Here is a 14,804-nt window from a genome sequence, read left to right as displayed (position 1 = left end):
GAACTCCGTTGAATTATTAATTGCTTTTTAGTTGACTATCGTTCACTTCTTTTTTCTCTTCGTCTTTGACCACGAGAAATACTTTGTTTAGCAGCAGAAAGTCTTTCATTCTGTTCAGGGCATATAATATTCGCAAGGGAGTTTATAGTTGGTGCTTCGTAAATACTCTCTATAGGAATGTCAACGTCTAATTTTTTATTTAACAAAGAAATAGCTTGAAGGGCTGTTAGAGAATCACCGCCCAACTCAAAGAAATTGTCATGAATGTTCACGTTGTCAAAACCAAAGAGTTCTTGCCAAATGTTACCAATAGCTTGCTCAACCTTTTTACGGGAAGCGGCATAAGTATTCCCTAAAGCATCAGGCATTTGCTCAACCAGGGTTTCAAACAACTCATCAGCAGACTTTGCATTTGAAGAAACTGGGAAGGATTGAGTAACTAAGTTTAAGGATGAGCCAGTCAAAGTTTGATTGGTCATCATCTGTCTGCCATTTTTTGAAATCTGTTCAGATGTAAAAAATCCTCCTTCTTGCATTTCAACTACACTTTCCTTTACTGCCAAAATCACCTGTTCAATATCTTCATCTGTATGAGCAGTAGATAGATAAAGGGTGCGTCCTTCCCAGACATAAACCCCTTTTGCAAGCAAGTGATAGAAAAGTAAATTACTAAGTTGAGTCTGGCAATTAAAACGGAAGAGAGAGCCAAAATTAACGACTTGAATCGGTACTTGCTTTTGTTCAAAGTAACTATTAAGAGTTTCGGCTAATTGGGTTGTCCGTTGATTTAACTCCTCTTGAAGTTTGGAACCACTGTTCTTGATGTGATTGAGTGCAGCCCAGGCGACAGCCATAACGAGAGGATGCTTGAAAAAAGTACCAGCGAAAAAAGTTGTTTTCACCTGGGGGTAAGACTCATCTCCATAGTTCCACATACCTCCATCTAATGCATCCATGAAAGCAGCTTTGCCAGCCATTACCCCAATAGGGATGCCAGCAGCAACAGCTTTACCATAAGTAGTGATATCTGCTTGAATACCCCATAAAGCCTGAATACCGCCTGGATGCATCCGAAAGCCAGTAACCACCTCATCAAAAATTAAAACAGTTCCAGTTTCTTGAGTTAATTGTCTTAACTGAAATAGAAACTCTTTAGGCTGCAAATCTGGGCGACTGCTTTGTATCGGCTCAACTAAAATTGCTGCTAAGTTATGAGCATGGTCTTTAAGAATATTCAGAGATTCGGGAGTACCATACTCCAGCACCATCACATCCTCAGCCAAGTATGATGGAATACCTGAAGTCGTCGGGACAGAACGCAGCGTTCCGTCGTTGGTTGTTATTCCTTTGACCAAAACTGCGTCAGAACCGCCGTGATAAGAACCAGCAAATAAAGCAATTTTTGAGCGTCCTGTAACAGAACGTGCTATGCGTACAGCCCCCATCACTGCTTCTGTACCATCGTTACAAAAAGCTGTCCGTTCCGCACCCGTCAACTCGCAAATTAACTCAGCTAACTGACCAGCAAGACGCGATTGTGGGCCATTTAGTATGCCTTGCTTGCTCTGCTCTTGGATGGCTGCGATCGCAAAAGATGGCGAATGACCGAATAAAAGCGTACCAAACCCCATTGAAATGTCTACATATTCGTTGCCATCCACATCCCAGAGTCTAGCACCCTCCCCACGCTGTGCATGAATTGGATATATCATCTCCTTAATAAAAGGAAAGAACCCTGATACTGCCCTACTATTGGCATGGCAAGAACGATAAGCTTGGGTGAGTCTTTTGGATTCTTGGGTACGCTTGACAAAACGTGCAATTAAAGCATCCAAATGTTTCTGCTGACGGGGACTCAACATCATCGATTCTTTCTCGATTTGTTGGGAAGCAACTTTGGGTGTAGGATCAATTTTTCGGTCTTTGATTTGTTGCTCAGAGTCTGCCTTAGTAGATGTAGACTGATTTACACTAAATGCACCATTAATTGAGGTTTGAGCAATTTGCCCATCTGGATGAAGAGGTTGGATAGCTTCCAATGAAGGCAAAACTTCTCTGGGCAAACTTCTTTTTGGTAATAAGTCTACCAGTTTAGACATAACCTGAAGATGCTGTGAAATGATCTGTTCAATGGCTGTATTTACTATAGGTTTCTCGTCTTTTTGGTTGACTACTTGCGTATCTGGAGCTTTGATTGAGTTGGTTATGACATCTTCTGGTTGAGATACAAAAATTTCCTTTTTAGGGGATGGATTGTGATCATTAGCTAAGATAGGCTCAATCCAGTATCTTTTTCGCTCAAAAGGATATGTTGGCAAGGGAATACGATGACGTTCTTCATCGGCATAAAATTCTGACCAATCCACATTTATTCCCTCCAGCCAGAGTCTGCCCAATGTATTTAGTAAAAACGCCACATCTGATTGTTGCTGCTGTGGATGTCTTAGTGAAGAAAGAACTACTTGCTGGGCGCATGATTGCTTGTTAGCTAAGGTACCTAATGTCCGCCCAGGGCCAACCTCTAAAAGAATTCGCTTTGGCTGTTGCAGTAATTCGGCAATTCCCTCACTAAAGCGCACTGTTTGACGTAAATGTTTTACCCAGTATTTCGGATCTGTTGCTTGGGCTGGAGTTATCCAAGTACCAGTGACGTTAGACACAAAAGGAATTTTTGGAGAATTAAGGCTAATTTTGCTCACCTGTTCCTGGAATGGCAATAGAATCGAGTCCATCATTGGGGAATGAAAAGCATGGGAAGTATGCAGACGGCGATAGTCTACACCTTCCTTGGCCAATCGGTTTTCTAAATCATCAACCGCTTCTTCCAATCCAGACACTACACACATACCTGGGGCGTTGATTGCAGCTAGAGAGAGTTTTTCTCCTAGCATGGGTTGGATTTTTTGCTCTGGTAGTGAAACAGCGATCATTGTTCCCGATGGAAGTTGCTGCATCAGTTGTCCTCGCTTGGCTACGAGTACCAATGCGTCTTCTAAGGAGAACACACCAGCAATGCAGGCTGCGACATATTCTCCAATGCTGTGACCAATCATTGCATTCGGACGTATACCCCAAGCCATCCACAACTGAGCCAAGGCGTACTCAACTACAAATACTGCGCTTTGGGTAATATGAGTTTGTTGTAGTTGCTGTGTTGCGGCTTCCGTCTGCTGATGCGGATACAATAATGTCCGCAGGTCTAATTTCAGATAAGATTTGAGAAATTCACTACAGTAATCAACCTGTTTGCGGAAAATTGTCTCAGTCTCGTATAATTCTCTACCCATATTCACATACTGGGCACCCTGTCCGGGGAACATAAATGCAATCTGTTGCCCCGAAGGTTCGGTGAATTTGGTGAAAACCCTTTCTGAAACAGGCGTTTCTAAGACTGTGACTGCATCGTTAAGGTTTTGACAAACTAATATTCGGCGATCGCTAAAAGCCCTTCGACCTAGTTTCAGGGTGTAAGCAATATCGGCTAAGTTAAGTTCAGAATGTTGCTTTAAGTGTTTTACTAAGTTTTCCGTTGCAGTTTCTAGTGCAGAACTGGTCTTAGCAGAGAGCAGCAATAACTGCCAAGGGCGAGAACAACCAGAAGTTTCAACAGCAGGAGCTTCTTCAAGAATCACATGAGCATTAGTACCGCCAATCCCAAAGGAACTAACCCCCGCATGGCGAGGACTACCATTCGACTTCCATTCTGAAAGCTTGTGATTAACATAAAAGGGGCTGTTAGCAAAATCAATCTGGGGATTGGGCTGCTCAAAGTGTAAGCTGGGTGGTATCTGCTGGTGTTTGAGTGCGAGAACAGTCTTGATTAAACTAGCAACACCAGCCGCAGCATCTAGGTGTCCGATATTAGTTTTTACTGAAGCGATCGCACAAAAGTTCTTTTTATCTGTGGGGCGAAAAGCTTGTGTCAGCGCGGCGATTTCAATGGGATCGCCTAAAACTGTACCGGTGCCATGAGTCTCTACATAGCTAATCGTCTCAGATTCAACCCTAGCCATTGCCAGTGCCTCAGCAATTACTTTTGCTTGCCCATCTACACTAGGAGCCGTAAAACCAACTTTCAAAGACCCATCATTGTTAATAGCTGAACCTTTAATCACAGCATGAATACAATCTCCATCAGCTAAAGCATCTTCTAACCGCTTGAGAACAACAATACCCACGCCGTTACCGCTAATAGTTCCTTGGGCTTTGGCATCAAAAGCACGGCAGTGTCCATCGGGAGACATAATTCCCCCTTGCTGATAGCGATAACCAGTTTTGTGTGGCACTTGGAGCGAAACACCACCAGCCAAAACGATGTCACTTTCGCCATTTAGTAAGCTTTGGCAAGCTAAATGAACGGCAACTAATGAAGTAGAGCAGGCAGTTTGGACGTTAATGCTTGGCCCCTTGAGGTTTAATTTATATGAGATATATGTAGGCAGAAAATCTGGACTATTTCCAATCGAAATTCGATAACTGCCCACTGATTCTATAATTTTTGGTTGTGTATAAAGGTTTGTCAAAAAATACGTATTTAAACTGACACCAGCGTAAACACCAATCCGACCTGTGTATATCTCAGAATCGTAGCCAGCGCCTTCCAAAGCTTCCCAAGCACACTCCAGGAATAAACGGTGTTGTGGGTCAGTGATTTGGGCTTCTTTCGCAGAAAAATCAAAGAATGAAGCATCAAATAACTCAATATCTTCTAATACAGATCCTGCTTTTACATACTGAGGTTGACTCAGCGTCGCTGGGTCAATGCCAGAAGACAACAATTCTTCATCATTGAAAAAAGAAATTGACTCGACACCATCTCGGAGATTCTGCCAAAACTGTTCGATATTTTTGGCTCTAGGAAAACGACCAGCCATGCCAACGATCGCTATTTCATCGAGGCTATCAAATGCATTTGATTGATTCATCATAGCCTCCTCCTACTGGCTTTTTTCTTGATGTTTTTGTCTGAGTTTTCTTTGTTGTTTTTTTGATTCTCTACGATTATTAACTAAATCATGGCTTGGTTGCAAATCAGGCTTTTCTGCTAATTGTTGACTTAAATGTTTCGCCAATGCACTAATAGTTGGATATTGAAACATTTCAACAATTGATATATCTTTATTAAGAGTTTGATACAGTTTGCTGTGTACCTGAACCATCAGCAATGAATGACCGCCAATATCGAAGAAATTGTGATGAATGCCTACTTTCTCGACGTAAAGTACTTCTTGCCAAATTATAGCAATAGTTTGCTCAAGTTCAGTCTCAGGAGCCACAAGGTTTTCTTCCAGATTCAGCTGTGGCTGATCGGGTAGCACTCGCCGATCTACCTTGCCGTTAGGCAACAGTGGCATTTCTTTGAGCAGAACAAAGGCTGACGGTACCATATATTCAGGCAACTTATCCAACAAATAGCGGCGAAGTTCACTAATGAGAGAAACTGGCTGCTGGTCAGCAACCAGATATGCCACGAGGCGCATATCCTGAAGTTCGTCCTTTTGGGCTATAACTACAACCTCCCGCACCTCTGGATGTTGATCCAGTACCGCTTCAATCTCTCCCAGTTCAATACGATAACCCCGGATTTTAACCTGCTGGTCAAGCCTTCCCAGAAATTCAATGTTTCCGTCGCTCAGATAACGAGCTAAATCTCCCGTTTTATAAAGGCGCATTCCTGGGCGATCGCTAAATGGGTTAGGAATGAACTTTTCGCTAGTTAAGGCGGCTTGATTGAGATAGCCTCTAGCTAAACCATCACCACTGATATAAACTTCACCGATAACCCCAACAGGAACAGGTTGCAAATGAGAGTTAAGTAGATAAATCTGCGTATTAGCAATGGGTTGACCAATCGATACTTGCCCTTTGGTTTGTTGAGAGCGACAATGATATACACTGCTCCAAACTGTGCCTTCTGTTGGCCCATACTCATTAAATAAAGATGGTTTTGATGGCAATTGGTAATGACGTTGTACTAACTCTGCTGGACAAGATTCACCAGCAACAATGACGGTGCGAAGTGATGTTAATTGTTCGGGTTTGGACTCCTCCAATAAAATAGTATACAGAGATGGAAGGCTTAATAAATGGGAGACATGATTTTGGACGATTAACTCTAATAGTTTTGGGATGTCTAATTGCAACCCTTCTTGGGGAAGACAAAGAATTCCTCCAGAACAAAGAGTCCAAAAAATACCCGCCACAGAACTATCAAAAGCAAAGGAAGAAAGTAATAAGAAGCTGCTAACAGGTTCTTGATAGTAAGTAATCCGAGCAGTTGTAGAGTTTACTAAATGGCGATGTGCAATCTGCACTCCTTTAGGTTTGCCTGTAGAACCAGAGGTGTAAATTACGTAAGCTAAATTTTCACTATGCGTTTTTAGCGGGGGATTTTCTTGACTCTCCTGAGCAATAATTTCCCAAGCTGTATCCAAGCAAATTGTTTGGGCGTTGTGGGTTGGTAAAACCGAAAGTAGTCGTTGCTGAGTCAATAATACTGGTGTTTTGGTATCTTCTAATATGAAGGCTAAACGCTCTGATGGATAATTAGGGTCGAGTGGAATATAAGCTCCACCAGCTTTGAGAATGCCCAGGATACCGACAATCATATCGAGCGATCGCTCAACACAAATTGCCACCAGTACCTCTTTTCCAACTCCTAACCTTTGGAGGTAATGAGCCACTTGATTGGCACGAGCGTTTAATTCATGGTAAGTAAGTTTCTGTCCAGAAAATCTAACGGCAATATTGTTTGGTGTCCGCTCTGCTTGTTCTTCAAATAAGTGGTGAATACACTTATCTTGTGGATAATCAGCCTGTGTTTGGTTTAACTCAATTAGAAGTTGATGTCGGGTGCGATCGCTTAAAATTTCTAATTCACTGATTGTAGCTTCTGGATGAGCCGTGGCACTTTTTAATAACTTGTGAAATTGCTCTGCTAAATCGGCAACATCATGTTCATAAAATAGATTAGAGTCATAATGAAATTCTGCACTTAAAAAATCATCCTTGCGTCTACAAGAGAGTTTGATGTTGAAACGCTCAGTGCAGGTATAAAGCTTGTGAATGCAAAACGATAGATTACCTGCACAATGCTTTGTATGTTCTTCAGCAAAATCAAAGCCCACAGGTATAAAAGGCAAAATATCTGATTTAGTATCTACTCCTAATATTTGTTCCCAACTAAAACACTCCTGCCATTTGGAGATAGATTCTACAGACTCATGAAGTTGCTGCAAAATTTGACTGAATCGAAAGTTATCTTCTAAATGACAATGAAGTGGTAAATATTTGGCAAAAAGTCCTAATGCTCCTTTGAGTTCTTCATATTTTCTGCCATCGACTCCCGTAGCAACGATCATCTCTGATTGTCCGCTCAGTCTCTGGAGCAGAACCAGCCAGCAAGTTAGATAAAATATAGAAGCAGAAGTATTATACTTCTCGGCTAATACTTCAATATTAGCTATTAATTCCGGGGCAATAATTGAATTTACTAATTTCGGTTTAAATTTGTGATTTTCGGATATCTGTTTTTCATAAGGTAACTTGGGATGTGTAACAGCAGATAAGTCTTGCTGTTGCCAATATTTTCTTCCTATTTGCGTTTCCTCTGCTTCCAATATTTGATTTTGCCATTCCGAAAAATCTGCATATTGTAGTGGCTCTTCAGATAATTCTTCGTTCAAATTTCCTAAGTAGGAAACAGTCAGTTGTTGCAGTAAACAATTGAGACTGACGCTATCTGCACAGAGAGCAGGCAAACTGATAAATAATAAATATTTATCTGGCGAAATAGTTACCAGGGATGTATGTAAAATTAAACCTTGTTCAAAATCAAAAATTTGCTGGTTAAATTCTTGAAAAAATACTTCAATTTCTGCCTCTTGTTCTTGAGGGTTAAAATTACTAATATCATGATTTTTTTCTAATATTACTTTGCTATCTGTAATTACTTGCACTGGAATAGTCATCCCAGGTAGACATATAAAACTGGTGCGAATAATCTCATGGCGATCGACAACATCTTGCAATGCTAATTCTAAATTATTGATATTAAGATTACCTTCAATCAAAATTGCACAATCGCTACGATAAGCCTCACTTCTATCTATTTGTTGCAGTAACCATAGGTGTTCTTGCAGAGGTGACATTTGAAACCCCTCCATCTTTTCTGCTTGCATATTTATACCTCTATATTTGTCAGTTAAATTTCTGGGGATTATATGTTCAAATCATTTTTTTATTAGCTAACTTTTTAATTAGTGAACTTAACCAAGCTAAGATTGGGAAAATTATTTTGGCAAGATAAAACACAAAAGACTAATGTTCAATACTAGCCTTGCTGACTCCAAGCGATCTTCAACCTTTTAAGGCTTATGTATTTATTCGTTTACGACAAACAAAGTAGGTATTGCCAGCCTGTCCGTGTCTTGCCAAGTCACGTTCTGCATCATAAATGCTAACTTCTGTAAAGCCCACATTTTCCAGAGCAGATTTAACTTCACTGTTAGAATAACATTTCTCTAGTAGAGTAGTATCTGAACGCTGCCAGTTTCCTTGTACCAAATTGAATATAGTTACTTGGCGTCGCTTTATTTTGTTTTCGGGGTCATATTTCTGTAGTTCGGCATAGGCATACTCGTCTTTAACATCGCCATTAAGGGAAACTTGCACATATTTCAGAAACTCTTCTTCCGCATCCAAGTTAAAAACAAAAAGACCATTTTCCATAAGTGCTGTATACACGTTACGAAAGACCCACCTTAATTCTTCAAGGTTGATGATATAGTTGAGGACACAATTTGTGGAAACAACCGCATCAAAGATAGACAGGAATTCTAAGTAGCGTGCATCAGTAACTATAAATTTACCACCTGGCGCATTCTCGCGAGCAAAGCGCAACATTTCCTCAGATTCATCGAGTCCTGTCACTTTATACCCTTTTAGTAGCAGATGTTGTGCCAGTTGTCCGGTACCGCAACCAAGGTCGAGAATATGCGCTTCTTCTGGTAGATGTGATAGCAACAATTTTTTCAACGACGGTAGTGTTTTATTAATGAGTTCTGGAGCCGCTTGGTTATATATCCAAGCTTGAGAATCATAGCCTGAGTAAAAAGTTTTTGAAGACATCAAACATTTCTCCTAAAGAGATATAAATTTATGAAATTTTGCTCTGAAAAGTAGGTATGAAAAAATGAATTTCAACAGATTTTTTTTAACATGTTTCTTGCTGTCTTTTATTGATATCAATGCTAGGGACTATAGGGTTCAGCCATTCCGACTAAAATTTTTCTAGGAGGGACAAATGGCTGACGGGCATGTATTGATAACATATTGTCTAACATCAATACATCTCCTTTTTCCCAAGAAAAAGTAACCATTTCCTGTTGATAAGCTGCTCGTAGTTTAGCTAACACTGATGGCTCAATTGTAGAACCATCCCCGTAATATGTGTTAGTTGGTAAGTCTTCTTCTGGCAAATTTGTCAATAATGAATCGCGTATTGTTGATTCCAATGTGGAGACGTGGAAAAAAGTTGCGTGATTGAACCAGACCATTTCACCTGTTTGGGGATGTTTGAGAACAGCTGGCCCAACTTGACGAGTTCTTAAGCGATCGCCTGCTTTCCATTCAACCTCAATTCCATTGGTTTTGCAGTACTCTTCTACCTTAGTTTTATCTGTTGTTTGAAATACAGTTTGCCAAGGAAGACCAAATCCATCGCCAAAGTTACGCATATACATGACTTTCTTTTGAATGAAGCGATCACGTATATCCGAGGGAATCCGCTCAAACACTTTTCGACAACTACCAATTGGAGTTTCTCCTCCCTCTGCTGCTGGACTCATACAAAAAAAGAAGATTTTCAACGGGAAGGTAGGAGAGTAAGCGTGTTCATTGTGAGGAAAAATACTTTGCTCTGCAGGGTAGTCAGTTGAAGTATAAATTCTACCACCTACTTGAGTTCGTGGAGATGCCCGATAACGATACTCCATCGCTTCTTTACAAATCGCGGCGATGATTTGCTCAAATTCTTCTATTGACTTGACTTTAAAATCCCGAAACAGTATTGCTCCATATTGTAATAATTCAGTTTTCAAAAATTCCCGATTATTCTTTGCCCAGTTTTGCAGATCCACTCCTTTCATACTAGGCTTAATCACCAAAGGAAAATTATTTCCTGGCTGGATAAACTCAGTTTTTATTAAGTCTTCTGGAGATATATTGACAGCTTTACGTCTCACAGAACCTAAAGATTCAATTTTTGTCATGATTTGTATTTCCTGATGTTGATTGTCTACTGTTAGGTCTGCGCTTAACGTTCATTAATTTCTGCTGTATAGTATTTTGATAAACTTGTTCTTTAGCGAGATGCTGTTGGTTGTCTACTTGATTGAGAACTGCTTTTAACTCGCTCAATTTAGCTTCTGGGTGTGTTGCAATCTCCGCTAGAAGTGTTGCAAAATTTTTTGATAACCGCACAATGCTGTCCCGTTCAAATAAGTCAGTGCTATATTCCCATATCCCAAATAGTCCCTGCTCTGTCTCGTTTAACTCCAAGAGCAAGTCAAACTGCACTGTTTTGTTTTCGACTTTTAATGAACTAATAGTTAGACCTGGAAGTTCTAAAGATGGAGTTTGGGTATTTTCCAAAACAAGTTTGACTTTAAATAGTGGTGTGCGGTTCAATTCCCGTTTTGGATTTAAAGCATCTACCAGTTTGTCAAAAGGTAAATCTTGGTGAGCATAAGCTTCCAGGGTCATTTCGCGGACTCGTTCTAATAATTCTAGAAAAGTAGGATTTTTCGATAAATTTGTACGTAATACTAACTGGTTAGCAAAGAACCCGATCAATTCTTTTGTCTCAGCTTGATTGCGATTAGCAATATCAGTACCGACAACAATATCTTCTTGATCGGTGTACCAGTGCAGTAAAGTCCCAAATGCTGCCAACAGTACCATAAATAATGTGATGCCTTGCCTCTGATTCAGAGTCTTAAGCTGATCGCATAAGGTTTTGGGTAATACTAGGGCTTCCCTTGCTCCAAAAAAAGTCTGAATTGTTGAGCGGGGGCAATCGCTAGGGAATTCCACAACAGGTATACCGCCTAGTTGCTGCTGCCAGTAAGCAAGTTGAGTTTCTAGTTGTCCCTGTAACCACTGTCGTTGCCAAACAGCAAAATCTGCATACTGGATGGATAGTTCTACAAGCGGTGATGGTTTGCCAACAGAAAAAGCTTCGTACAAAGTTGCGATTTCATGAATCAGCACACCTATTGCCCAGCCATCTGCGACAATGTGATGCATCGTCAATAATAATGCATATTCTGCCGCCGCCAGTTGCAATAGAGTAGCTCGCAACAAAGGGCCTCTGGCTAAGTCAAATGGCTGTTGGGCTTCTTCACTCGCCAGTCGCAACACTTCAGCCTCCCTCTGATTTTGAGGGAGTTCTTGTAAATCTACTACTGGTAATGTGAATCTCAAACTCGGAGCAATAACTTGAAGAGGTTGTCCATCAACCACTGTGAATGTAGTTCTTAAAACTTCGTGACGTTTCACAACTTCTTTGAAGCTTTGCTCCAGGGCTGCCACATTCAGCCATCCTTCAAGACGCATGGGCACAGAGATGTTGTAGGCGCTATTGCCAGGTTGTAACTGGTCGAGGAACCACAACCTCTGCTGGGCAAAGGATAGAGGAAATGAGTTTAATTCTCGACTTTGAGGAACTATTTGCGTTTGCGATCGCAATAAGATTTCCCCTTTTTTATTATTAAGCCGTTGTACCAGAAGTTTAAGTTTTTCTGGTGAAAGATCAGCAATCCGTTGCGAGAGGTCACTCATTTTAATTCCCTGCCTCTACCTTTGATGAGATACAAGACGGTCTTCTGACAAGCTTATCATTCTGTCAGGATAATTTCTCAATAAAAACAGATCTAAAAAGTCCATTTCAATACCTGTCCGTTTAGGTTTGTAAAAAATCGATAGCAGAATTTGAGTAAGTCAGTGAGAATAATTCAAACTATATTAACTAATGTAAAAAATATTGAAATTCGTTTGTAGTGAGGGCTTTAGCCCTACTTTGAGGGCTGAAGCCCTCACTACAAACCTTTAATTGCTTACGTAGTTATATTTAGTCGGGGAGTATTTCTCATTTCATTGAAATCAAGTTAATTACTTAATTTTGCGAAGTAATTATTGCGTGTACCTCATTTTCTGATAGTTGTTCAATCTCTGCTATGGCTCTAGCTAATTCCTCTGAGTTTGTTTGCTCGGCCATTTTTTGGACAATAACTTCAGCTAACTCAGCTACAGTCGGGCCGTTAAAGAAGCCTTTGTAAGAGAGTTCTATTTGGAAAACTTTACATAGTTGAGAAACTAATTGAGTGGCAAATAAAGAGTCTCCTCCTAACTCAAAGAAGTTGTCGTGAATGCCCACTTTTTCAATACCTAAAAGTTGTTGCCAAACGTCAGCAAGGTTTCGCTCAATTTCATTACTAGCAGCAACATAAGTATTCGCCAAATTAGGGCGGGGGTGAGTTGGTTTGGATTGGCTCAACTGGGCTAATTTTTCCTCCAAGGATTCAGCAGACTCCTTTGGCTTAATCAAGCTGAGAAAATCTTGTGTTGAAACGATGACCTGAGGAACTGTGCTACTGCATAAAATACGTTTAAATGCCTCTATGCCCTCAAAAGCGGCCATTCCTGCTATCAACTCTTTTCCTGTGATTTCCTGATGCCGTGCTTCAACAGGAATCGCCATTCCGACGTTGTTCCATCTATCCCAGTTAATAGACTTAATGAATTTCCATGTTCCATATTTAGCAGCACTGTATTGAGCAAATGAGTCAAGGAAGGCATTTGCAGCAGTATAATCTACCATTCCAGATGTGCCAGCAAAGGAACTTAGGGATGAACAGAGTACAAAGAAATCTAGCTTGCTTTCTTGGAATAAGGTTTCAAGTATTCGTGTTCCTTGTACTTTCGGTGCTATGGCACTTGCTACAGTTTCTTTTGTGGTGAGTTGCATCATTCCTCCGCCGTAAACTGCGGCTGCATGAATTACTCCATGAATCTCACCAAATCGCTGATTGGCTCTTTTAAGCACTACTGACATCTGTTCAAGGTTGGTAACATCGGTGCTGACTACCATTACCTCTGCACCTAATGTCTTCATAGCCTGCAATCTTTGGATCTTTTGGCTGATGCTATCCTGCTGATCATGAGTAGATAACCACTCAGACCACTTATCTTGGTCAGGAAAAGCTGAACGCCCTAGTAAGATCAGTTTTGCCTGCACGGTTTGTGCTAGATATTCTGCCAGCAGCAGACCAACACCTCCTAATCCACCAGTAATGAGATATACTCCCTGCTCTCGGAGGAAATTTCCCGCAACAGTTCCATGTAATTGAACAGGTTCAAAATCTTGTACCCAGCGATTACGTCCACGATAAGCAATAACTTGGTCAGATGTATGGGTTGTGAGTTCTGCTATTAGCGCTTTTATGAGTTGTTCTTCTGCACTTTCTGATTCAGGAACTACAACATCAATACTGCGACAGGTTATATTTGCATACTCTAATGGCATAACCTTGCAAGCTCCAAGAACTAATGCCTTTTCTGGAGACAGGATTTCTGAACCTGTAACTTCCTGCAAATTGTTGGAGACAATGCCAATTTCTACAGCATCTGTTTGATTATTTTCTGCGATCGCCTGCCCCAAAAACAATAGACTTGACCAGCCTAAAGCTTCAATTGCTGAGTTTGTATAACTATTTGGTGTCACACTCCACAGATGAACAATCCTTTTTGGGATTTTACCCAGAGTCCGAAGTTCTTTGAGTAAGGTGTTGTAGTCATTCTCTTTTTCAGGGTTAATCGTATATGTGTGTTGAGAATATTCGCTACTCTGTTGAAATTGCTCTCCAACTTTGACGGTAATAACATCTTGCTTTTCAAGTACTAATCGTTTTACCAACCTTTCACCCAAGCCACACTCATCCACAAACACTAACCAGCATCCTGGTTGGGTTACCCCAAATCCGGGTTGAAAAGGTTGCGGCGGCATGGTGCGTTTCCAAGAAGGGATGTAAAACCAGTCAGCAATATCTGACTTTTTACTTAATAAGTCTTGGTATTGCTCTTTAGGAGCTTTTTGCTTTGTGACTGTAAATGCTGTAGGTGCTGAGTCAGTTAGCGATGCAGCAGTCTGAGCCACCAAAATCTGTTCGCCGAAAGCTTCAGTTTCAGAGACAGCTGCTACCTCAACGAACCCATGAGAACGTAGTGCGTCCTGCCATTGCTCCTGTGACAAAAATGGATTACCACGGCTGCGTCCTTCATCCTCTAACGGATTCATCAACAGACCATCGGTAATATCAAAGTTTAATTGTGGTTGAGTTATCTCCCACAATAGCAGGAATCCTCCAGGAGCTAATAGCGATCGCACGTGCTCTAGGGTTTTTGTCATGTTCTGGGTTACATGCAATACATTAACAGCTACCACCACATCAAAGCTGTGGCTGTTGATCCCTTGTGCAGTTGGCGGTTTTTCAATATCTAGAAAATGATATTCAACAAATGGATAAGCGCTAAACTGCTGTCTGGCTTGATTCAAAAACAAACCACCGACATCTGTAAAAGTGTAGTTAGTTCGTTCAGATGGCAATAGAGGTAGCAATTCTGTCGTGGCAATACCCTGTCCACCACCAATTTCTAGAATTCTCAGGTTAACGTCAGATGGTAATGACTTTACCACCTCTTGCATACCTGCTCGCATGATCCCTTGTAAATAGGTATTCAGAGGC

Annotated in this window: 6 protein-coding genes and 1 pseudogene; all 7 read right to left on the bottom strand. The window is 40.9% G+C overall.

Features of this window, described 5'->3' with window-relative positions:
- Nucleotides 1-35 precede the first annotated feature (35 nt).
- Complete coding sequence (locus tag ACFFAP_RS00280) at nt 36-4,928, bottom strand: aminotransferase class III-fold pyridoxal phosphate-dependent enzyme (RefSeq protein WP_375509337.1); 4,893 nt, start codon at nt 4,926-4,928, stop codon at nt 36-38.
- Nucleotides 4,929-4,937: 9 nt separating this feature from the next.
- Complete coding sequence (locus tag ACFFAP_RS00275) at nt 4,938-8,150, bottom strand: amino acid adenylation domain-containing protein (protein ID WP_375509336.1); 3,213 nt, start codon at nt 8,148-8,150, stop codon at nt 4,938-4,940.
- Between the two features lie 223 nt (nt 8,151-8,373).
- On the bottom strand, nt 8,374-9,129 hold the full coding sequence (locus ACFFAP_RS00270) for a class I SAM-dependent methyltransferase (protein ID WP_375509335.1): 756 nt from the start codon (nt 9,127-9,129) through the stop codon (nt 8,374-8,376).
- A gap of 122 nt (nt 9,130-9,251) precedes the next feature.
- Entirely contained in the window at nt 9,252-10,271 is a 1,020-nt protein-coding gene (locus ACFFAP_RS00265; RefSeq protein ID WP_375509334.1) for a TauD/TfdA family dioxygenase, read from the bottom strand.
- A complete protein-coding gene (locus tag ACFFAP_RS00260; protein ID WP_375509333.1) occupies nt 10,258-11,841 on the bottom strand; it encodes a condensation domain-containing protein in 1,584 nt (527 codons plus the stop codon). The genes ACFFAP_RS00265 and ACFFAP_RS00260 overlap by 14 nt, the downstream gene beginning before the upstream one ends.
- A gap of 334 nt (nt 11,842-12,175) precedes the next feature.
- Nucleotides 12,176-12,700, bottom strand: coding sequence for a phosphopantetheine-binding protein (locus tag ACFFAP_RS00255; protein WP_375509362.1), 525 nt, complete (start codon nt 12,698-12,700; stop codon nt 12,176-12,178).
- A gap of 84 nt (nt 12,701-12,784) precedes the next feature.
- Nucleotides 12,785-14,758, bottom strand: a pseudogene (locus ACFFAP_RS00250) (SDR family NAD(P)-dependent oxidoreductase); the annotation flags it as partial.
- Between the last annotated feature and the right edge of the window lie 46 nt (nt 14,759-14,804).

The organism is uncultured Nostoc sp. (assembly GCF_964245575.1).
Classification (GTDB): domain Bacteria; phylum Cyanobacteriota; class Cyanobacteriia; order Cyanobacteriales; family Nostocaceae; genus Nostoc.
The sequence above is the reverse complement of the archived record's forward strand: the minus strand, read 5'-3'. Positions and strand labels throughout refer to the sequence as shown.